Annotated in this window: 17 protein-coding genes; 8 read left to right on the top strand and 9 right to left on the bottom strand. The window is 65.5% G+C overall.

Annotation, left to right across the window (positions count from 1 at the left end; genetic code table 11):
- Nucleotides 1-11 precede the first annotated feature (11 nt).
- The 6 genes from ahpF to GCU53_RS01440 form a co-directional block, all read right to left on the bottom strand.
- Nucleotides 12-1577: an alkyl hydroperoxide reductase subunit F gene (ahpF, locus tag GCU53_RS01415; RefSeq protein ID WP_152386028.1), complete on the bottom strand. Its 1566-nt coding sequence runs from the start codon at nucleotides 1575-1577 to the stop codon at nucleotides 12-14.
- Nucleotides 1578-1782: 205 nt separating this feature from the next.
- Nucleotides 1783-2613: an alpha/beta fold hydrolase gene (locus tag GCU53_RS01420; RefSeq protein WP_152386029.1), complete on the bottom strand. Its 831-nt coding sequence runs from the start codon at nucleotides 2611-2613 to the stop codon at nucleotides 1783-1785.
- A gap of 127 nt (nucleotides 2614-2740) precedes the next feature.
- The gene (locus tag GCU53_RS01425) at nucleotides 2741-4111 is read right to left on the bottom strand and encodes a formimidoylglutamate deiminase (RefSeq protein ID WP_152386030.1); all 1371 of its coding nucleotides are present in this window, start codon (nucleotides 4109-4111) and stop codon (nucleotides 2741-2743) included.
- A 14-nt stretch (nucleotides 4112-4125) separates the two neighbouring features.
- Nucleotides 4126-5655, bottom strand: coding sequence for a histidine ammonia-lyase (gene hutH / locus GCU53_RS01430; RefSeq protein WP_152386031.1), 1530 nt, complete (start codon nucleotides 5653-5655; stop codon nucleotides 4126-4128).
- A gap of 1027 nt (nucleotides 5656-6682) precedes the next feature.
- Entirely contained in the window at nucleotides 6683-7354 is a 672-nt protein-coding gene (locus tag GCU53_RS01435; protein WP_152386032.1) for an RES family NAD+ phosphorylase, read from the bottom strand.
- Nucleotides 7355-7357: 3 nt separating this feature from the next.
- Nucleotides 7358-7765: an MbcA/ParS/Xre antitoxin family protein gene (locus GCU53_RS01440; protein WP_244307000.1), complete on the bottom strand. Its 408-nt coding sequence runs from the start codon at nucleotides 7763-7765 to the stop codon at nucleotides 7358-7360.
- Nucleotides 7766-7923: 158 nt separating this feature from the next.
- On the opposite strand from GCU53_RS01440, the gene GCU53_RS01445 reads away from it, so the two are divergent.
- Nucleotides 7924-8379 (top strand): hypothetical protein, encoded by a 456-nt coding sequence (locus tag GCU53_RS01445; protein WP_152386033.1) that lies wholly within the window; start codon nucleotides 7924-7926, stop codon nucleotides 8377-8379.
- 6 nt (nucleotides 8380-8385) lie between these two features.
- Here GCU53_RS01445 and GCU53_RS01450 read toward each other — a convergent pair whose 3' ends face one another.
- A complete protein-coding gene (locus GCU53_RS01450) occupies nucleotides 8386-10464 on the bottom strand; it encodes a sensor domain-containing diguanylate cyclase (protein WP_208845423.1) in 2079 nt (692 codons plus the stop codon).
- Between the two features lie 151 nt (nucleotides 10465-10615).
- Between GCU53_RS01450 and GCU53_RS26435 the strand changes: the two genes are divergently transcribed.
- Together GCU53_RS26435 and GCU53_RS26440 are read left to right on the top strand one after the other, a co-directional pair.
- Nucleotides 10616-11017 (top strand): IS5 family transposase, encoded by a 402-nt coding sequence (locus GCU53_RS26435; protein WP_152388120.1) that lies wholly within the window; start codon nucleotides 10616-10618, stop codon nucleotides 11015-11017.
- Nucleotides 10969-11469 (top strand): IS5 family transposase, encoded by a 501-nt coding sequence (locus GCU53_RS26440; RefSeq protein ID WP_244307155.1) that lies wholly within the window; start codon nucleotides 10969-10971, stop codon nucleotides 11467-11469. The genes GCU53_RS26435 and GCU53_RS26440 overlap by 49 nt, the downstream gene beginning before the upstream one ends.
- Nucleotides 11470-11789: 320 nt before the next feature.
- Here GCU53_RS26440 and GCU53_RS01465 read toward each other — a convergent pair whose 3' ends face one another.
- Nucleotides 11790-12068 carry a hypothetical protein gene (locus GCU53_RS01465; protein ID WP_152386037.1) on the bottom strand — a complete coding sequence of 93 codons (279 nt, stop codon included), beginning with the start codon at nucleotides 12066-12068 and terminating at the stop codon, nucleotides 11790-11792.
- A gap of 43 nt (nucleotides 12069-12111) precedes the next feature.
- On the opposite strand from GCU53_RS01465, the gene GCU53_RS01470 reads away from it, so the two are divergent.
- A complete protein-coding gene (locus GCU53_RS01470) occupies nucleotides 12112-12315 on the top strand; it encodes a hypothetical protein (protein WP_152386038.1) in 204 nt (67 codons plus the stop codon).
- Nucleotides 12316-12563: 248 nt separating this feature from the next.
- Here GCU53_RS01470 and GCU53_RS01475 read toward each other — a convergent pair whose 3' ends face one another.
- A complete protein-coding gene (locus tag GCU53_RS01475) occupies nucleotides 12564-13592 on the bottom strand; it encodes an IS5 family transposase (RefSeq protein ID WP_425278158.1) in 1029 nt (342 codons plus the stop codon).
- Between the two features lie 1005 nt (nucleotides 13593-14597).
- On the opposite strand from GCU53_RS01475, the gene GCU53_RS01480 reads away from it, so the two are divergent.
- The 4 genes from GCU53_RS01480 (at nucleotide 14598) to hutG (ending at nucleotide 19223) form a co-directional block, all read left to right on the top strand.
- Nucleotides 14598-14873 carry a hypothetical protein gene (locus tag GCU53_RS01480; protein ID WP_152386039.1) on the top strand — a complete coding sequence of 92 codons (276 nt, stop codon included), beginning with the start codon at nucleotides 14598-14600 and terminating at the stop codon, nucleotides 14871-14873.
- 503 nt (nucleotides 14874-15376) lie between these two features.
- Nucleotides 15377-17056 carry a urocanate hydratase gene (gene hutU / locus GCU53_RS01485; RefSeq protein ID WP_152386040.1) on the top strand — a complete coding sequence of 560 codons (1680 nt, stop codon included), beginning with the start codon at nucleotides 15377-15379 and terminating at the stop codon, nucleotides 17054-17056.
- Between the two features lie 153 nt (nucleotides 17057-17209).
- Nucleotides 17210-18421: an imidazolonepropionase gene (gene hutI, locus GCU53_RS01490; protein WP_152386041.1), complete on the top strand. Its 1212-nt coding sequence runs from the start codon at nucleotides 17210-17212 to the stop codon at nucleotides 18419-18421.
- Nucleotides 18414-19223: an N-formylglutamate deformylase gene (gene hutG, locus GCU53_RS01495; RefSeq protein ID WP_152386042.1), complete on the top strand. Its 810-nt coding sequence runs from the start codon at nucleotides 18414-18416 to the stop codon at nucleotides 19221-19223. Before hutI ends, hutG begins: the two co-directional genes overlap by 8 nt.
- Nucleotides 19224-19287 lie beyond the last annotated feature (64 nt).

The raw sequence follows: 19287 nt of genomic DNA on the forward strand, positions 1-19287 counted from the left end.
AGGGCCGGCCGTCAGGCCGGGGCCGAGGTGCGGATCAGGTGGTCGAAGGCGCCCAGCGAAGCCTTGGCGCCTTCGCCCACGGCGATGACGATCTGCTTGTAGGGCACCGTGGTGACGTCGCCGGCGGCGAACACGCCGGGAACCGTGGTGCTGCCGTGGGCGTCGGTGATGACCTCGCCGCGCTCGCTGAGCTCGACGGTGCCTTTCAGCCACTCGCTGTTCGGCAGCAGACCGATCTGCACGAACACGCCTTCCAGTTCGACGCGATGCGCCTCGCCGCTGGCGCGGTCCTTGTAGACCAGGCCGTTGACCTTCTGGCCGTCGCCGACCACTTCGGCGATCGGCGCGTTGAGCAGCACGGTGACGTTCGGCAGGCTGTGCAGCTTGCGCTGCAGCACCGCGTCGGCGCGCAGCGCCTCGCCGTGGGTCAGCAGGGTGACGTGGGCGACGATGCCGGCCAGGTCGATGGCCGCCTCGACGCCGGAGTTGCCGCCGCCGATCACCGCCACGCGCTTGCCCTTGAACAGCGGGCCGTCGCAGTGCGGGCAGTAGGCCACGCCCCTGGTGCGGTATTCCTGCTCGCCGGGCACGCCGAGGGCGCGGTAGCGGGCGCCGGTGGCGAGGATCACGGCCTTGGCCTTGAGCGAGGCGCCGGACTCGAACCGCACCTCGTGCAGACCGCCCTTGGCGGCGGCCGGCACCAGCTTGACCGCGCGCTGCAGGTTCATGATGTCGACCTCGTACTGGCGGACGTGCTCTTCCAGGGCGCGGGCGAGTTTCGGACCTTCGGTCTCCGGTACGGAGATGAAGTTCTCGATGTCCATGGTGTCCAGCACCTGGCCGCCGAAGCGCTCGGCCACCACGCCGGTGCGGATGCCCTTGCGCGCTGCGTAGATGGCCGCCGAGGCGCCGGCCGGTCCGCCGCCGACCACCAGCACGTCGAAGGCTTCCCTGGCGTTGAGCTTCTCGGCCTCGCGGGCGCTGGCGCCGGTGTCGAGCTTGGCGAGGATCTGCTCGAGCTCCATGCGGCCCTGGCCGAACAGCTCGCCGTTCAGGTAGATGGTCGGCACCGCCATGATCTGGCGCTTCTCGACCTCGTCCTGGAACAGCGCGCCGTCGATGGCGACGTGGCTGATCCTGGGGTTGAGCACCGCCATCAGGTTCAGCGCCTGGACGATGTCCGGGCAGTTCTGGCAGGACAGCGAGAAGTAGGTTTCGAAGCGGTATTCGCCGTCGAGGGCCTTGATCTGGGCGATGGCCTCCTCGCTGGCCTTGGACGGGTAGCCGCCGACCTGCAGCAGGGCCAGCACCAGGGAGGTGAATTCGTGGCCCATGGGGATGCCGGCGAAGCGCAGGGAGATGTCCGCACCCGGACGCTCCAGGGCGAAGGACGGGACGCGCGCGTCCTTGCCGTCGGTGCGCAGGGTGATCTTGTCGCACAGGCCCTGGATGTCCTGCAGCAGGCCGAGCATCTCCTGGGATTTGGCACCCTCGTCGAGGGTAGCGACGATCTCGAAGGGCAGGGTGACCCTTTCCAGATAGGCTTGCAGCTGGGTCTTAAGGCTGGCGTCCAACATGGGTTTCGACTCCTCGATGGGGGTGAAGAACTTTTGATGGGTGCAACCTTACGATGCGAAGGGCATTTTGACTAATCGATTGAACTTTTCGGGCTGATTTCATTTTTCTATCCATGTCCGCCAGCGAGCGGCCGGACGAGCGAAGGTTTGCATGTCCGGCCGTAGCGGGGGAGATGGCGTGCTGGCGCCATGGGGGCAATCTGGATCAGGAGCCAGCTTGCCGCTCTGCGCGCAGGAAGCCGTCGACCAGCTCCAGAACGACCTGCTCCCGTTCGCGGTGCGGGACATGGCGGGTATCGGCCAGCACCTCGGTGCGCGCGGGGCCGCCGGCCAGTTGCGCGATGAGTTCGGGATGCCGGGGCGAGCCGTATTCGTCGTCGAGCCCGTGAATGGCGAGCAGCGGGCAGCCGACCCCGGGCAGGACGGGGGCCAGGGACCAGGAGGCGAACGTCGGCGAAAGCCAGGTGTCGAGCCAGGCGTCGAGCACCCAGCGGGCCTTGTCGCCGTGGTATTTCCCGAGCCGGGCAAACTGGTCTTCTTGCCCGAACAGCGCCTTGGCCTCCCGAAGACCCGCCAGGGTCCGGTCCTCGACGAAGGCCTGGGCGGACTCGGTGATCAGGGCTTCGCAGGCATCGGCGAACCTGCTTGCGCAGTGGACGGCCATGCCGCCGCCGACGCTGTGGCCGAAGGCGACGAAGCGCTGGATGGCGAGCTGCTTGCGGACCGCCGGGAAATGGCGCTCGGCCTCTTCGGCGATGAACGCGAACGTCGGTCGGTCGCGGCGCGGATCGGAGCGGCCGAAGCCGAGCCGGTCGTAGGCGATCACCTTCCTGCCGGTGCTGGCGCACAGTCGCGCGGGAAAGCCGCGCCACAGCTCCACGCAGCCGAGGGAGTCGTGGAACAGCACGATCGGGCTTTGCGGCTCTTCGTGAATTGCCACGGCCGGCGTCCAGACGCGGGCGAAGACACGCCCGTCGGGCGTTTCCAGCCACAGGTCCTGTTGGATTGCGTGCTGCGCTTCCTGCATCGACGACATGGGGGAGCTCCTTGAGGAATGAAATGACGAGCCAGGCCATCGGCTCTGCGCGGCTATCCAATCCGAATACCGGGGTGGTTCGCAACCCGAATCGCTGGCGAGGGCGAAATCATCCGCCTGCCGGCGCTCAGGGCGTTGCCGAGAGCGTTGCCAGCACCCTGGCGAAGGCGCGGGCGGTGCGCTCCTCGTCCGCGTGGTGGCCTTCGCGCACCACCCAGCGGCCGGCGACCATCAGGTCGCGCACCTGGCGGTCGCTGCCGGCGAACAGCCAGCGGTTGAGCAGCAGATCGCCTTCGGCGCTCGCCAGGTAGGGATCGTCGCCGTCCAGCACCAGCAGATCGGCGCGCCGGCCCACCTCCAGCGCGCCCACCGGCTGCCCGAGGGCCTGGGCGCCACCGCTCAGGGCCGCCTGGTAGAGCACGGCGCCGACCGCCGGCTGCCCGGGGCGGGCGAGGCGGTTGCGGCGGCGGTCGCGCAGGCGCTGGCCGTATTCCAGCCAGCGCAGTTCCTCGACCACGCTGACCGATACCTGGCTGTCCGAGCCGACGCCGAGGCGCCCGCCATGGGCCAGGTAGTCGCTGGCCGGGAACAGGCCGTCGCCGAGATTGGCCTCGGTCGTGGGGCATAGGCCGGCGACCGCGCCGCTTGCGGCCAGGTGGGCCAGCTCGCCCGGCTGCGCCTGGGTGGCGTGCACCAGGCACCAGCGCTGGTCCACCGGGCAGTGCTCGAACAGCCACTGCAGGGGGCGGCGGCCGCTCCAGGTCAGGCAGTCGTCGACTTCCTTCTGCTGCTCGGCGATGTGCAGGTGGATCGGGCCGTCGATGGGCGAGTCCTCCAGCACCCGGGCGATCTGTTCGGGCGTGACGGCGCGCAGGGAGTGGAAGCCCAGCGCCAGGGGCTGTCCGCTTCGTCTCAGTGCCGGGCGCAGGCGTGCCAGGAGATCGAGGTAGCCGTCTGCATCGAGGATGAAGCGCCGCTGCGCCGCCCCCGGCGGCTGGCCACCGAAGCCGGAATGGCTGTAGAGCACCGGCACCAGGGTCAGGCCGATGCCGGCCTCGCGGGCGGCGCGGGCGAGGCGCAGGGACAGCTCGGTGCGATCGGCGTAGGGCCGGCCATGCAGGTCGTGGTGCAGGTAGTGGAATTCGGCGACGCTGCTGTAGCCGGCCTTGAGCAGCTCGATGTAGAGCTGGCGGGCGATGGTTTCCAGCTGCTCGGGAACGAGCCGGGCGACCAGCCGGTACATCTGTTCGCGCCACGACCAGAAGCTGTCTTCGAAGCCGCCGGCCACCTCGGCGAGCCCGGCCATGGCGCGCTGGAAGGCGTGCGAGTGCAGGTTGGGCATGCCGGGCAGAACGGGCCCGTGCAGGCGCTCGGCACCCGCGGCGCCGGCGTCGGGCTCGATCCGCTCGATCCGGCCGGCGCCATCGATCTGCAAGCGCACGTTGCGCGCCCAGCCCCCCGCCAGCAGGGCGCGTTCGGCGAACAGGACGGTGGTCATGGCGGCGCCTGCGCTCAGAGGTAGAGGCGGGTGCAGGGCACCCAGCGCTCGAAGGCGCCGCCTTCGACCCAGGCCCGCGCGGTGGCGATGTCCGGGGCGAAGTAGCGGTCTTCTTCGTAATGCGCCACCCGGCTGCGGATCAGCGCCATCACCTCGCCCAGTTGCGGCGAGCTGGACAGCGGCGCATGGAAGTCCACGCCCTGGGCGGCGGCCAGGAGCTCGATGCCCACCACTGCCGCGGCGTTGCCGGCCATGTCCTGCAGGCGGCGGGCGGCGAAGGTGGCCATGGACACGTGGTCCTCCTGGCCGGCCGAGGTCGGCAGGCTGTCCACCGAGGCCGGATGGGCCAGGCTCTTGTTCTCCGAGGCCAGCGATGCCGCCGTGACCTGAGCGATCATGAAGCCGGAATTCAGTCCGCCGTCCCTGACCAGGAAGGCCGGCAGGCCGGACAGCGCCGGGTCGACCAGCAGGGCGGTGCGCCGTTCGGAGAGGGCGCCGATCTCGGCGATGGCCAGGGCCAGCACATCGGCGGCCATGGCCACCGGCTCGGCGTGGAAGTTGCCGCCGGACAGCACCTCGGCGTCGCCGGCGAACACCAGCGGGTTGTCCGACACCGCGTTGGCCTCGCGCAGGAACACTCCGGCGGCGAAGCGCAGGTGATCCAGGCAGGCGCCCATCACCTGTGGCTGGCAGCGCAGCGAGTAGGGGTCCTGGACCCGCTTGCACCGGGCGTGGGAGCGGTTGATGGCGCTGTCGTGGAGCAGCTCGCGGTAGAGCGCGGCCACCGCGATCTGCCCCGGCTGGCCGCGTACCGTCTGGATGCGGGCATCGAAGGGTACGAAGGAGCCCTTAAGCGCCTCGACGCTCAGGCTGCCGGCGACCACCGCGGCGCCGAACAGCCGTTCCGCGGCGAACAGCCCGCGCAGCGCCAGGGCGGTGGACACCTGGGTGCCGTTGAGCAGCGCCAGGCCTTCCTTGGGCCCGAGCGTCAGGGGCTCGAGACCGGCGAGGGCCAGTCCCTCGGTCGCCTCCAGCAGCCGGCCCTCGTGGCGCACCTGGCCGACCCCGAGCAGCGTCGCCGCCAGATGGGCCAGCGGCGCCAGGTCGCCGGAAGCGCCCACCGAGCCCTGGGAGGGGATGCACGGATAGACCCGGGCCTGGTAGAGCCGGAGCAGCGCCTCGATCACCGTCCAGCGGACCCCCGAATAGCCGCGCGCCAGGGAGGCGATCTTCAGCGCCAGGATCAGCCCGGCGCTGGCGTCGTCCAGCAACGGCCCGGTGCCGGTGCAGTGGGAGAGCACCAGGTTGCGCTGCAGGGTGGCCAGCGACCCGCCCGGGATCGAGGTGCGCGCCAGCAGGCCGAAGCCGGTGTTGATGCCGTACACGGTGCGCTGGCTGGCGAGGATCGCTGCGACGCTGCGGGCGCTGGCCTCGACTTCGGCCCGGCAGGCCGGATCGAGGTCGATCCCGGCCTGATTCCAGTAGAGGTCGCGCAGGTCATCCAGGGTGAGTTGGCCGGGGCGCAAAAGCAGGGTGGAAGGCATGGCGGCCTCCTGCAAAGGGGCTTCTCCATATAGATAGGCAGAAAGCCCGGGTCTTGTCGAAGGCGTTCCCGGCGTGGGGGCGGCGGATCGGCGCGGAGCAGGCCGGCCATTCGGTGCCATTTACCTAAATCGGAAATGATGGAGGAGCCGGACGTCGCCGGCTTGCCGGGCATGTCTCGAAATGCCTGGACGGTCGTGGGGCGAGGGGGCTCGAAAGATCGGTGCAGAAGGCAGGGAAGGGCGGTTTGTCCGATGCCGAAGAGTCCGGAAAAGAAGGGAAAAAACGGCGGGCAAGAAAAAGCCCACCAAAACAGCAGTGGGCTTTGTCACACGATGGTGCTGATCCCTCAGCTGGATTCATATTGCTCCACTTTTCGTGAAGGTTCCATCAAAAAAGGCCCGAAAAACTCTTTTTTACAGGCATTCCGACGATCGGCAATCACCGGCTCGCAACGGCTGCCATGCCTGTACCGGTAATGTCATGAAACCCGCGCTCCAGAGCGTTTCATGACGTTAAGGGCGTCCTGCCTTCAGGCGCGATCCGCAAGATCCGTTCTTCTGTTGGCAGGAGAGGGCCGTCGATGCCAGGCGCTCGTCGAACCGAGGGACTCGACAGGGAGGGCGTATGAGGCCATCAGGCCCGAGAGCTGGATGGAACTGTCGCGAGACGTCGCCAGGGTGGGCTTGGTATCGGTGTTATTTTTCCAAAATCGGAAAATAAGGAGCAAATTTTACCTTGGCCGGCTGTGCCGTATGTCCGCTTGTGAAGACAAGCAGGCAGACAGGCGCGTCTGGGCTGGCTGTAGCGGGAAGGGCACTATCCCTGGTTTCTTTCCTGAAATCGGAAATAAAGGAAGGGACAAGTATTTCAAGCCAATCCCCTGACCGCATGCCAGCGACTCGCAGGCAATCAGGGGGATTGCTGGGGGGATCGGTCGGAAAGCGGATCTGCCGCAGGGGGTGGAGAAGGTGTCGGCACTCCTTCTGGCAGGGCCGTGCGGCAGAAGCGGGGGGCAGCCGGGACGGCTCAACGAATTTCCGACACTTCCAGCACGTGGGTAAAGGCCTGCTGCTGGCCATCCCAGACATAGCGCAGGTGCTTGCCCTGCATCGGGATGCTGGTTGCCGGCGGGCGGAACAGCGCCACGCATTCGGCGCCCGGGCGGCGCACGCTGTCGTAGAGCAGGCCCCAGCTGCCTTCCAGGCGCAGCCGGGCGGCGAAGGCCTGGGCCGGGCCGTAGTGGCCGGGATCGGGGTTGTAGAGGGCAGGGTCGCCGGCGCGGATGTCCAGCAGCGGCCGGACGATCTGGCTCAGGTAGCAGCGCATGGTCAGTTCCAGACTGGGCTGCTGCGTGGCGGCGAGGAAACGTGCGCGGTGGAACTGGGTTTCCGCGATGGCCGCTTCGAGGCTGTTGGCCGCGTAGTAGACGCCGTAGCTGCCGTCGGTGAAGCGGCTCTGGTTGCCGATGTGGGTGAAGGCCGCCATGACCGGGCTCGAGCCGGGCCCGGAGATCCGGTCCTCGGCTGCGACCAGATGGATCTCGCCGGCCTCCTCGCGCAGGCGGTCGTTGGTCAATGCCTCGATCTCGAAGGCGATTTCCAGGTCGGCGGGGTCCAGGGTGTCCTCGAACACGCCGATGGGCGGGAAGTGGCTGGCGATCAGCCGATGTGCCTGCCAGGCAGGGGTGACCTCATGCATGCCCTAGCCCCGCTGTGCCGCCAGATAGCGGTTGACGTCCGACAGGTCGACCAGCGACCCGGCCAGCATCCGCTGCAGCGCCGAGTCGCCGTTGAAGGGGGCGGCCCGGTTCGGGCGCTTGACCCAGTCGTAGGTGGAAGGCGAGTCGCCGAACAGGATACGCAGCGACTTGTGGATGCCCATCAGGTGGGAGATCCGCTCCAGCAGGTCGCGGCCCAGTCGGACCTCGGGGAGCTTGCGGTAGTTGAAGTAGGTGGAGCGGCCGATGCCGCCGAGGAGCACCATCTGCTCTTCCGGGGTCAGCCCCCAGAGTTCGGCGAGATGGAAGAAGAACTTCAGCGCCACGCGCCCGGCCTGGGGCGTATCGACGCCGGTGCGACCGGTCGGGGCGGTGCGGGTATGGGGTTCCATGGGCAAGCTCCGTGCTGTCCTGATATGGTTTATAAATGCAAATATAGTCCATATATGGACTAGAGGAACAGCGTCAGGCCTGATTTCGTGTCGTGCGCTACCATTGCGCCGATTGATGTCCGAAGCCATGCGGCCTTGCGCCGCGACGGGGAATGCCGATGTTCGGAAGAGCTGCCGGTGAGGTATTGGGAAGCGGGCTTTCCGCCTTGGCCAGGGATGCCGCCAACGAGAAGGGGCGACTCGGCGAGATGTGCCGGCGGATCGTCAGTCACCCGGTGAAGGTACTCGCTTCCTTCATCGCCGCACCGCTGTTGATCGTCCGGGTCGCCTGGCTGGTGAAGGATCCCAGGCGGCGGCTCGTCGCGATCATCGGCCTGCTGCTCTCCGTACTGCTGTCATACGGGGCGGCCACTTTCCTTGGCACCCTGGTCGGGGCGGCCTTCGTCGCTTCGCATATCGGGCTGCTGGCGGGCATCGGCTTCCTGTTCGGCACGACCCTGAGCGTCTACCTGAGCGTCATCTTCTCGATCGTCGTGTTCCATGCCGTCTCGTTCGTCTTTCTCAAGATCAGCTCGCAGGAAGTGCTCGACTACCTGCGCGATATTTCCAGCTGAGACGCTTCAGGCGAAGCTGACCCTGTTCCGGCCCATTTCCTTCGAGCGGTAGAGAAGGTCGTCCGCCTCGGAGACAAGGCGGTCCAGATCGGGCTGGCCGGCTTTCCGCTGAGCGATGCCGAAGCTCGCGGTGATGGAGATGTCCTTGCCGCCATGCTGCAGACGGAAACCTTCCAATGCGCAACGCAGGCGCTCGGCCAGGCGGGCAGCCTCGCCCAGACTGGTTTCCGGCAGGAGCAGGATGAATTCCTCGCCACCCCATCTGGCCAGTACGTCCTGCTGCCGGATGGCCACTTCGAGGATCCTGGCTGTGGCAACCAGTACCGTATCTCCGCAGGCATGGCCATGGGTATCGTTGATCGACTTGAAATGATCGATGTCCAGGAGGATGAGCGACAGTTCCAGCCCTTCCTGCTGAGCCCGGTTCCACAGCGGCAGCGCCCGGTCGTAGAAGGCCCGCCGGTTGGCGATTCCGGTCAGGGGGTCGAGCGTCGCCAACTGCTCGGCGCGCAGCTTCTCGGCCTGGCTGACGCGGAAGCGGTAGGTGAGGGCCAGGGCCAGCAGGGTGGCGTCCAGCATCATGCCGATGTCGGCTGCGCGATAGGTCCACTCATTGGTCGGGATGCGGCCCCAGACTGCCAGCGTACTGATGGCCGCGCCGAGCATCGCGGCGATGGCGGCCAGCAGGAAGTATTTTGCCGGCCTCTGCCCGGAGCGCATGGAGATCGTGCCAAGCGCCAGCATGATGAGCGAGAACAGGAGAACGAACACGAAGGCGAGCATCAGGGCGTATTTCCGGCTGCCGGCCAGGATGGCGAGCAGCATCATCAGGCCGAAAATGCCCAGATAGCCGAGCACGACCTGGTGGAGACGCGGGAAATGCCGGCGGATGTCCAGAAAGCGCAGGGCAAAAATCAACCCGCTGCTCCCGTAGAGCAGCACCAGCAGCGGATTGGACCATTGCGCCCAAACTCTGGAGTCGGGCCAGAGCCACTGGAAACCATGGCCGGTATAGGCGCCATTCATCAACAGGAAGGCGCCGAGATACAGGGAGTAGAGCAGGTAGGTCGCATCCCGCAGACCGGCATAGAGCATGAAGTTGTAGGCCAGCAGGGCGAACAGGAAGCCGTAGAAGAAGCCGTAGCTGTAGTCCTGAAGGCGTTCCCGGGCGCGCGCCTCGTCCTTCGTCAGCAGATAGAGCGGAACGACCATGGGGTCGGGCTTCTCCACGCGGATGAAGAGTTCGTTGAGACCGGGCTCGAAGGCATGCTCGAGCACGAGGAAACGGTTGTCGCCAGGATGCTGCCCGAATGCCTGGCGGTCGGCGACCAGATGGCTGGCTTGGGGCGTTCCGGTGTGGCGGAAATGCACCTCCACCCGGTCTAGCCAAGGGGTCTTGATGTGCAACTGGCGCTCCAGCGGCTGAGTCGTCGGGTTGTTCACGACGAGGTGGAGCCACACGGGAGCCGAGGCGATGCCGAAATTCGGCACCGGGCTGCCGACAGCTCTGAAGGCGCCCTGGGCAAGGGCGGCGACAGCCTGCTCCAGGCTCAGCCTGCCGCCCGTCTCCATCAGATAGCTGGTGTGAAGGCCGATCGGGCCGCTTTGGAAAACGTCTGCCGGGAGGGGAGGGTCTTCGGCAAAGGCCGGTATGTCCTGGAGCGAGGCGAGCAGCAGGAGCAGTGCGAGGAGCAGGCGAGTCTTCATTAGGTTTCGTCTAATGGCGGCGCTGTGGGCAGCATTTGGCATATTGACAGTAAGCGATTGCCGAACCACGGCGTCAACTGGCGGCGAGGCGTCGGAAATGCGGGGATATTTTGCCGCATGATCGGCCAAGGCGGCTCGTTGCAGGCTGTCCGCGCGGAAAGTCCATGGAATGATCGGGCAGGAGAGAACGATCGGCGCGAAAAAGAGCCGAATAACAGAAGAGATGGCTTGGGCGGGATCATCTGGAAGACGTATCGGCTGAGGCTCGCAGCAGGGGTTCATGCGGCGGCTGGCCGAAGGAGAAACGCCATGCAACAACGCCAATACGTGACCATTCGACTGGTCGATGCCTGCGGACGCATCACGGGCCTGATTCATGTGCCGATGCATTCCCGCTTCCACACTCCCGAAGCGGGAAGTACCTGGCGCAGAGACAATCCCGAAAGACGCTCAGACCGCTGTCGCGATTAGGGTTTGTCTGAAAAGTCGATTTGGCTAAAATGCCGCCTCCGTTGTTCCGAGCGCAGCCATGTCAGGCCGTTACGAGATTTCTGCCCAGCGCTGGGCGATGATCGAAGCCATCGTTTCTCCCCCTCAACGCATGGGCCGCCCCCGGCGAGATGACCGCCAGATGCTCAACGGCATCTTCTGGATTCTGTGCTCAGGGGCCAAGTGGCGCGATCTTCCCGAGCGTTATGGCCCCTGGAAGACGGTATATCAGCGCTTCAGGCTGTGGCGTGACAACGGCACCTTCGAGCAGGTGCTGCGGCATCTGCATCTGCGTCTGCGTGAGGACGGCTTTATCGACCTGGATACCTGGATGGTCGACTCAACGTCGATTCGGGCCACCAGAGCCGCCAGCGGTGCGAGAAAAAAAGGGGCCTGCAAGAGCCGCAGCACCAATGTCTCGGCCGAAGCCGTGGTGGGCTGACCACCAAGCTTCATCTGGCCTGTGACAGCAACGGGTATCCGCTGGCAGTGATGCTTTCACCCGGGCAGGACGCCGACTCGCGCTATTTCATGCCCTTGCTTGAGCAGATCAGCCTGCCTGGCAGCCAGGGTCGTCCGCGCAAGCGCTGCCGGTATGTACTGGCTGACAAAGGCTACGACAGCGAAAGCCTGCGCCAATACTGCGACCGGTATGGCATGAAGCCCATCATTCCCTTACGCAAGATGCACCGTAAGCCTCGACCGGGCTTGCCTCGCCTATTTGACAGACCGCAGTACCAAAAGCGCAACGCCATTGAACGACTGTTCAGTTGGCTCAAGGAAAAGCGCCGTCTTTGCACCCGTTATGACAAGCTGGCCAGCAGTTTCAAGGCCATGGTCACGCTGGCCTGCATCGAAAAATGCTTACGTGCCGACTTTTCAGACAAACCCTAGTGGCAAAGTATGATGGCGATAATGCTGCTGGGTATTATCGATACCAATGCAATAAGTGAAACAATTATATAAGTTCTGCCCTGCCGGCGCCGATTACAGCGCCGGCGCATGGAGTATCACCTCTTGAAGTCCATGATCCGGCCGATATAGCTCATGATGCATCGGCCGGGTTATCGAAGGCGGGACGGTGAGCGGATAGCCATGTTTTCAATTGCCGAAACTGTCCTGACTCGACGGGAGTGCAATCACAAGACAGTTTCAGGAGTCGTGATCGGTTTTCCAGGTTGTTGTCCGGTGCACTACAGGCATGCTGTCATGCATCAGCTTTCCGGCCTGCGGGAAGTTTGCCTTGAATGTCTTTCCATCAGCCGAAGCAGTTGCCAGGGCCCGCCGGAATATCCGTTGCGCCGGCGTGGCAGCCACATTCTGGCCATGCGTAGCTGATTGTCGGCAAATCCTCGCAACTCATTTGCCAGGTCATGCAGATGAAGATGGTCGAGTTCCCGGGCGACACGTTTGTTGTCACGGGCGTGACGCACGAGATCGCTGGCATGCATGCGGGCAGTGCCGCTATGCTCAAGGTTCGGCATGTTGGACATAGGAGTACCTCTCTGGGAAAGAGGCCATCCATGGCGATGGCTATTGCTGATACTGCAAGCGTTCCTTCCCGATATCCAATTCGCTCCTGGCTTCTGTGTCGGTCTCTCTGTTTTTAAAGATAACAGCAATGCCGGCAATGTCGAAGGTTGTGTTCAGGGGATGTCTATTGAAATGGACATTCCAGGCTGCCCGGTGTTCCGTGGCATGCCTGCCAAGACTTCTTATAGAACTTGCCAGGCGTTTTGACAATATGAGTCGGTAATATGAAAAGTGGAGGCTGCTGGAATTCAATGATTCTTTCAGGGAGCGATTGTCCGGGATCTGTATTCGCGCCGAGGTGTTGCAAGCAGGTATGGCTCTTTCGGGGCACCTCTAAAAACACCCACCTGAGCTAGGTCGAGCAGTGACGAACCCAGCGCTTGGCATCCGTTGACCGGGTTGATGTCTCGCAGAAGATCCTGCTGCCGGTCGCGGTATGCAACCGGCGACCTGACTCAGGCCATTTCCAGCAGTCTCGACATCCGCTTGAGGTTGTAGACCGCCGATTTGACCACCAAACCGAACTCCGCCCGGACCAAGCCAATGCTCCGGACCCTCTTGCCGCCCATCTGGGCGAGGCTGGCAAATACATGCTCGACCCTGGCCCGGGGGCTGGCAATGCGTTTGTTCCGGGCCTTGCCCGGCTCTCCGATAGGCTTGCCGGCCTGGCCCTTGCGCTGGATATGCGGTCGCCAGCCGATCAGCTTGAGCCAGCGCTCTCTGGGCTTGTCGTGATAACCGCGATCCGCCCAGAAGTCACGGCTGCTGTTGTTTCGGTCGAGCACATCCACCAGGTGCAGGGTATCGGCCTCGCTGGCATCGCTCACCCGCACGCCGCGGATCAGCTTGTGCCGACGATCCACGCTGACCGACAGCTTGTAGCCGAAGTACGATTTGCCGTGCTTCTTCGTCCAGCGCGCCTCGACATCCTTTTGTCGGCGCTGGGCGGGTGACCACTCCACCGGCACAGCCTGCTCCTTCACCACGGCCTGCTCATCGGCTGTGTTGTGCTGGATGGGCGCGCGAACGATGCTGGCATCGATGATCTGCCCTTTGCGAGCCCGGAATCCGTGTGCCTGCAACTGACGCTGCACCTCGGCAAAGATCTGGTGCTCGACATTGGCCTTGACCAGGCGCTCGCGAAAGAGCCAGATCGTGTTGCGATCCGGCACTCGGCCGGCGTGCTTGAGACCGGCAAAACGCTGGAAGCTCATGCGGTCGAGCAACTGGAACTCCATCTGCTCGTCGGACAGGTTGAACAGTTGCTGGAGTACCAGCAGTCGCGTCATCTGCTCCGTTGGATAAGGCGGCCGGCCGCCCTTGGCCCTACTGGGCCTGGGAGCCCAGCGGTCGATTTCGGCGGCCAAGGATGCAAAGTCCACATGCTTGTTCAGTAGGGCCAGTGGGTCGCCCAAGCTGTCCAGCTTGGCTTCACGCTCCTGGTCGGCAAAAAGACTGAACATCAGCAGGCTCCGGGTGATCAACAGGCGGATGATCTTACCCGGCGGCCGGGCTGGTTTTTAGAGGTGCCCTTCGGTGGTCCAGGCCATGACCGGCAACTCTCTCCTCGGGCGATGAGCGGCAGGGCGGTAGGCCGGCTCTGGATCAGCACGCCGCGGCTGGTGCGCGCGTGGAGCTGCGCGAAGACCACCGGCTTGTCGAGGCAGCGTAGTCCCGCTCGCCTGCGTGCCATCGACTATCCCGGCCGTGTTGCCGGCCCTGACAGATGGGGTGCGAGAGACTCGCGGGAAAATGCGAACTGGAATGCAGGAAACGGCTTGCGAACCTGTGGCGTTATCCTGTGGGATCTCTTCGAACGGCTGCCGATGGTTCTCCCGGCGCCGAATGTCTGGTTGGGGACAGGCAACTGTTGTGTACTGGCCTGATCGACAGGCACGACATACCTCGTACTTTTAGTGCAGGGAAGGATGTCAACTGCAATACAGATACCAATGCTCGCCTTCTGGAGTTCGGCGGCCGCTCTGACAATTGGGGAGTTGCCCTTGTCTGTCCGTGAGGAGTGCATGCTCACCCTGGACGGAAGAGCAGGGCTATAACCCTGGATACAGGGTGCCGGATTCGCAATGAGATAAAGAATCCTGAAAAAGGACAGCATGTTTTGCAGCGGTCTGCTCTGCCAGTGACAAAGATTGAAGTGTCCGTAGCCGAAAACGCTCCATGGACTCTGCCGTTCAGTCCGGCAAGGCCGGTGGCGCTCATAAGCTCTTGAGGAAGGAGGGAATTCCTGGTTGCTGCGTAAAGCCGGGAACGCCCTGGAGCGCTGTGTGCGAGGTGGTGTGCCGGACGGGCAGGAAAAGTCACGCCTGAAAAGGCTGGCAGATAGATACTCTTTTGGAGCCTCCGTGACATGCGACAACTATCGCTCTTGCCTGTGGTGCGAAACGGAGCAATCACCGGGATAGATCGTCGTCTACGCTTTTTAACGCGTTCCGCTGCATGTCCAGGGAAATGACAAGGGGAATAAAGGAATGACACTCAACGACTTGGCTGCCCGCTCCTCAAGCTTCAACATGCGTCTGCATAGCCTGCAAGGCATCTCGATAATCAACTGGGACAAGATGAAGATCCCGCCAAAAGATCGGCCGGCACTTATGGGGAAAATGCATCGCGATGCCGCCACCTGGCTTTATGGCTATATTGCCGCGCTGGTGGACCGGAAACTTGTCGATGCGGGGGATGCCGAACGGATGTATTGCGAGCTTCTGTATCTGCATGAGAAGCACTCTTCCGTCGTCAACTCCTGATGGAACCATGAACCCCGGGAGTGCCCGGGGTTTTATATTAATCCGGCAATACAATAGGGCACTTTCTGTATTTTGGTTTCTCCTTGAAAATCAAGGATATATGCCGATACTGGTATGAGCCTTATTTGTGCTTTCGTATTGCCGGATTAATATCGAGCTGATGCCAATCGCTCGGTTGGACCTGCTTTGGACCGCAGCTTCCTTGTCTCAACGGAGGTCTGGCTCTCCGCGACGAGAAGCCTTGTCTGGAGGCGAGTATGGCCAGAGGTCGGCACAGATTTTCCGTGCGCTCTGCCTGGCGCCGCTACCCGCATTCCCCGCCCATCCCCCATCCACAGCCTGCGTACATCTTCGATGCCTTGCAGGGCCTGGCGCGCCGCTTCGGCTGCGCCCGGCCCTGGCGGCTATGCTTGAAGGCAGACCCATGCGTGCAGGCGCGATTCGAAAGGCCCGCCACCGCGGCCGATCGCATGCTCCTGCACTCCAGGCGTGAGGATGTTCCCATGAGCGAGTCCTTCCACAGGTACCGCGACGTCGAGATCCGTGCTCCCCGCGGCACGGCCCTGAACGCCAGGAGCTGGCTCTGCGAGGCGCCGCTGCGTCTCTTGATGAACAACCTCGACCCGGAGGTGGCGGAGAACCCCAGGGAACTGGTGGTCTACGGGGGCATCGGTCGGGCGGCGCGCAACTGGGAGTGTTTCGACAGGATCGTCGAGTGCCTGAAGAACCTGGCGGAGGACGAGACCCTGCTGATCCAGTCGGGCAAGCCGGTGGGGGTGTTCCGCACCCAGCGCGACGCGCCGCGGGTGCTGATCGCCAACTCCAATCTGGTGCCGCACTGGGCCACCTGGGAGCAGTTCCACGAGCTGGACGCCCGGGGCCTGGCCATGTACGGGCAGATGACCGCCGGCAGCTGGATCTACATCGGCAGCCAGGGCATCGTCCAGGGCACCTTTGAGACCTTCGTCGAGGCCGGCCGCCAGCACTATGGCGGCGACCTGCGCGGGCGCTGGCTGCTCAGCGCGGGCCTGGGCGGCATGGGCGGCGCGCAGCCGCTGGCGGCGACCCTGGCCGGGGCCTGTGCGTTGCTGGTCGAGTGCCAGCAGAGCCGCATCGATTTCCGCCTGAAGACCGGCTACCTGGACGAGCAGGCCCGCGACCTGGACGACGCCCTGGCGCGTATCGCCCGCTACACCGGCGAAGGACGGGCGGTGTCGGTCGGCCTCTGCGCCAATGCCGCGGACATCCTGCCGGAGCTGGTGCGCCGCGGCGTGCGCCCGGACCTGGTCACCGACCAGACCAGCGCCCACGATCCGCTCAACGGCTACCTGCCGAGGGGCTGGAGCTGGGCCGAGTACCGCGAGCGCGCCGAGCGCGAGCCGGCCGCGACCGTCAAGGCGGCCAAGCAGTCGATGGCCGAGCACGTGCGCGCCATGCTGGCCTTCCACGGGCAGGGCGTGCCGGTGTTCGACTACGGCAACAACATCCGCCAGATGGCCCGGGACGAAGGGGTGGAGAACGCCTTCGACTTCCCCGGTTTCGTGCCGGCCTACATTCGCCCGCTGTTCTGCAGGGGCATCGGCCCGTTCCGCTGGGTAGCGCTGTCGGGCGAGGCCGAGGACATCCATCGCACCGACGCCAGGGTCAAGGAGCTGATCCCCGACGATCCGCACCTGCACCGCTGGCTGGACATGGCCCGCGAGCGCATCCGCTTCCAGGGGCTGCCGGCGCGGATCTGCTGGGTCGGCCTCGGCCAGCGCGCCAGGCTCGGGCTGGCCTTCAACGAGATGGTCAGATGCGGCGAGCTCAAGGCGCCGGTGGTCATCGGCCGCGACCATCTCGATTCCGGCTCGGTGGCCAGCCCCAACCGCGAGACCGAGGCCATGCGTGACGGTTCGGACGCGGTGTCCGACTGGCCGCTGCTCAACGCCCTGCTGAACACGGCGAGCGGCGCCACCTGGGTGTCCCTGCACCATGGCGGCGGCGTCGGCATGGGCTACTCGCAGCATGCCGGGGTGGCCATCGTCTGCGACGGCAGCGACGAGGCCGCGGTGCGGATTGCCCGCGTCCTGCACAACGACCCGGCCAGCGGGGTGATGCGCCACGCCGATGCCGGCTACCCGGAAGCCATCGCCTGCGCCCGCGAGCAGGGGTTGAACTTGCCGATGCTGGGGGATTCCTGATGACGGAGGGCATCGCCGTGCTCCCGCTTCCGTCTCTCTCCGGTTGGGGCGGGAGAGTGGGGCCAGATATCGGCCGATCTTTCTTTCCCCGATCCTTCTCCCCGGCATGGGGAAGGAGAAGTTCATGCATGACCGCTTGAGGGGGCAAGGGTAATGACCGACACCCGCTGCTGGTTCCACTGTCACGTCGCCACCATGGCCGGCGGCCATTACTCGGTGATCGAGGATGCCGCGATCCTTGCCCGCGGCGAGCGGATCGCCTGGATCGGCCCGCGCGACGCATTGCCGCCCGGCGACTGCGAAGCCATCGACCTGGGCGGCGCCTGGGTCACGCCGGGGCTGATCGACTGCCACACCCACCTGGTGTTCGCCGGCGAGCGCAGCGCCGAGTTCGAGCTGCGCCTGGAAGGCGCCAGCTACGCCGAGATCGCCGCCCACGGCGGCGGCATCGCCAGCACGGTGCGTGCTACCCGCGCGGCCAGCGAGGAGCAGTTGCTGGACTGCGCGTTGCGCCGCGCCCGCCAGTTGCTGCGCGACGGGGTGACCTGCCTGGAGGTGAAGTCCGGCTACGGCCTGGATCTGGCCGGCGAGCGCAAGCAGCTGCGCGTCGCCCGCCTGCTCGGCGAGCGCCTGCCGCTGACGGTGCGCACCACCTGCCTGGCCGCCCATGCCGTGCCGCCGGAATACACCGGGCGTGCCGACGACTACATCGAGCATGTCTGCGACGAGTTGCTCCCGGCGCTGGCCGGCGAGGGCCTGGTGGATGCGGTGGACGCCTACTGCGAGCACCTGGCCTTCTCGCCGGCGCAGGTCGAGCGGCTGTTCCGGGCCGCAGAGGCCCTGGGTCTGCCTGTCAAGCTGCACGCCGAGCAGCTTTCCGCGCTGGGCGGCACCCGGGTCGCGGCGCGCCACCGGGCGCTGTCCGCCGATCACCTGGAATATGCCGGCGAGGCGGACATCGCCGCCCTGGCGGAGGCGGGTACGGTCGCCGTGCTGCTGCCGGCGGCCTTCTATCTGCTCGACGAGAGCCGCCGGCCGCCGGTCGAGGCGCTGCGTCGCCACGGCGTGCCCATGGCCCTGGCCAGCGACCTCAACCCCGGCACCGCGCCGGTGCTGTCGCTGCGCCTGATGCTGGCCATGGCCTGCACCTCCTTCGGCCTGACCGCGGAGGAGGCCCTGGCCGGCGTCACCCTGCACGCGGCCCGCGCCCTCGGCCTGGCGGACGCCCACGGCAGCCTGGAGCCGGGCAAGTACGCCGATTTCGTCGCCTGGGACATTCACCGCCCGGCCGAGCTGGCCTACTGGCTGGGCGGCGAGCTGTCCCGGCGGATCGTCTTTCACGGAAAGGAAGTCAGCCATGGATGAAGTCCTGGAGTTCAGCCGCGGTCGGGTGCCGCTGCTGATCAGCATTCCCCACGCCGGCACCCTTCTTACGCCCGAGGTCGAGGCCGCCCTGGTGCCGGCTGCTCGCAGCCTGCCGGACACCGACTGGCACCTGCCGCGGCTCTACGATTTCGCCGCCGGGCTGGGCGCGAGCCTGCTGGTGGGGCGTTATTCGCGCTACGTGGTGGATCTCAACCGTCCCCCGGACGATGCGCCGCTGTACGCCACGCCGACCACCGGGCTGTTCCCCGCGACCTTTCTCGACGGCCAGCCGCTGTTTCAGCCGGGCAGGGAGCCCAGCCCCGCGCAGCGCGCCGAGTACCTGCAACGCGTCTGGCGGCCCTATCACCAGACCCTGGCGGACGAGCTGGCGCGCCTGAGGGCGGAGTTCGGCTACGCGCTCCTGTTCGACGCCCATTCGATCCGTGCCGTGGTGCCCTGGCTGTTCGAGGGCCGCCTGCCCGACCTCAACCTGGGCACCAATTCGGGTGCCAGTTGCGATCCGCGCCTGGCCGAACGGCTGATGGTCGTGTGCGCAGAGGCCGAGGGCTACAGCCGGGTGCTCGACGGGCGCTTCAAGGGCGGCTACATCACCCGCCACTACGGACGGCCGGAGGAGGGCATCCACGCGGTGCAACTGGAGCTGGTCCAGTGCCGCTACATGGAGGAGCAGGAGCCCTTCCGCTACCGCGAGGATCTCGCCGGACCGACCCGCGGCGTGCTGCGCGCGCTGCTGGAGGCTATGCTGGCATGGGGCTATGAAGAGGGGCGGCGCCGCCGATGACCGCCGACGATGCGCCGTCGACGCCTCGTAAGTCATTGTTTAAACTCGGCCCGCGACTCGCATA

The organism is Azotobacter salinestris, from assembly GCF_009363155.1.
Taxonomy (GTDB): Bacteria; Pseudomonadota; Gammaproteobacteria; order Pseudomonadales; family Pseudomonadaceae; genus Azotobacter; species Azotobacter salinestris.

Bases quoted from the DNA above. Each gene is read 5' to 3' on its own strand.
- ahpF (WP_152386028.1), bottom strand. From the start codon at position 1,577: ATGTTGGACGCCAGCCTTAAGACCCAGCTGCAAGCCTATCTGGAAAGG.
- GCU53_RS01420 (WP_152386029.1), bottom strand. From the start codon at position 2,613: ATGTCGTCGATGCAGGAAGCGCAGCACGCAATCCAACAGGACCTGTGG.
- GCU53_RS01425 (WP_152386030.1), bottom strand. From the start codon at position 4,111: ATGACCACCGTCCTGTTCGCCGAACGCGCCCTGCTGGCGGGGGGCTGG.
- hutH (WP_152386031.1), bottom strand. From the start codon at position 5,655: ATGCCTTCCACCCTGCTTTTGCGCCCCGGCCAACTCACCCTGGATGAC.
- GCU53_RS01435 (WP_152386032.1), bottom strand. From the start codon at position 7,354: ATGCATGAGGTCACCCCTGCCTGGCAGGCACATCGGCTGATCGCCAGC.
- GCU53_RS01440 (WP_244307000.1), bottom strand. From the start codon at position 7,765: ATGGAACCCCATACCCGCACCGCCCCGACCGGTCGCACCGGCGTCGAT.
- GCU53_RS01445 (WP_152386033.1), top strand. From the start codon at position 7,924: ATGTTCGGAAGAGCTGCCGGTGAGGTATTGGGAAGCGGGCTTTCCGCC.
- GCU53_RS01450 (WP_208845423.1), bottom strand. From the start codon at position 10,464: ATGAATCAGGCCCGTGATGCGTCCGCAGGCATCGACCAGTCGAATGGT.
- GCU53_RS26435 (WP_152388120.1), top strand. From the start codon at position 10,616: ATGTCAGGCCGTTACGAGATTTCTGCCCAGCGCTGGGCGATGATCGAA.
- GCU53_RS01465 (WP_152386037.1), bottom strand. From the start codon at position 12,068: ATGTCCAACATGCCGAACCTTGAGCATAGCGGCACTGCCCGCATGCAT.
- GCU53_RS01480 (WP_152386039.1), top strand. From the start codon at position 14,598: ATGACACTCAACGACTTGGCTGCCCGCTCCTCAAGCTTCAACATGCGT.
- hutU (WP_152386040.1), top strand. From the start codon at position 15,377: ATGAGCGAGTCCTTCCACAGGTACCGCGACGTCGAGATCCGTGCTCCC.
- hutI (WP_152386041.1), top strand. From the start codon at position 17,210: ATGACCGACACCCGCTGCTGGTTCCACTGTCACGTCGCCACCATGGCC.
- hutG (WP_152386042.1), top strand. From the start codon at position 18,414: ATGGATGAAGTCCTGGAGTTCAGCCGCGGTCGGGTGCCGCTGCTGATC.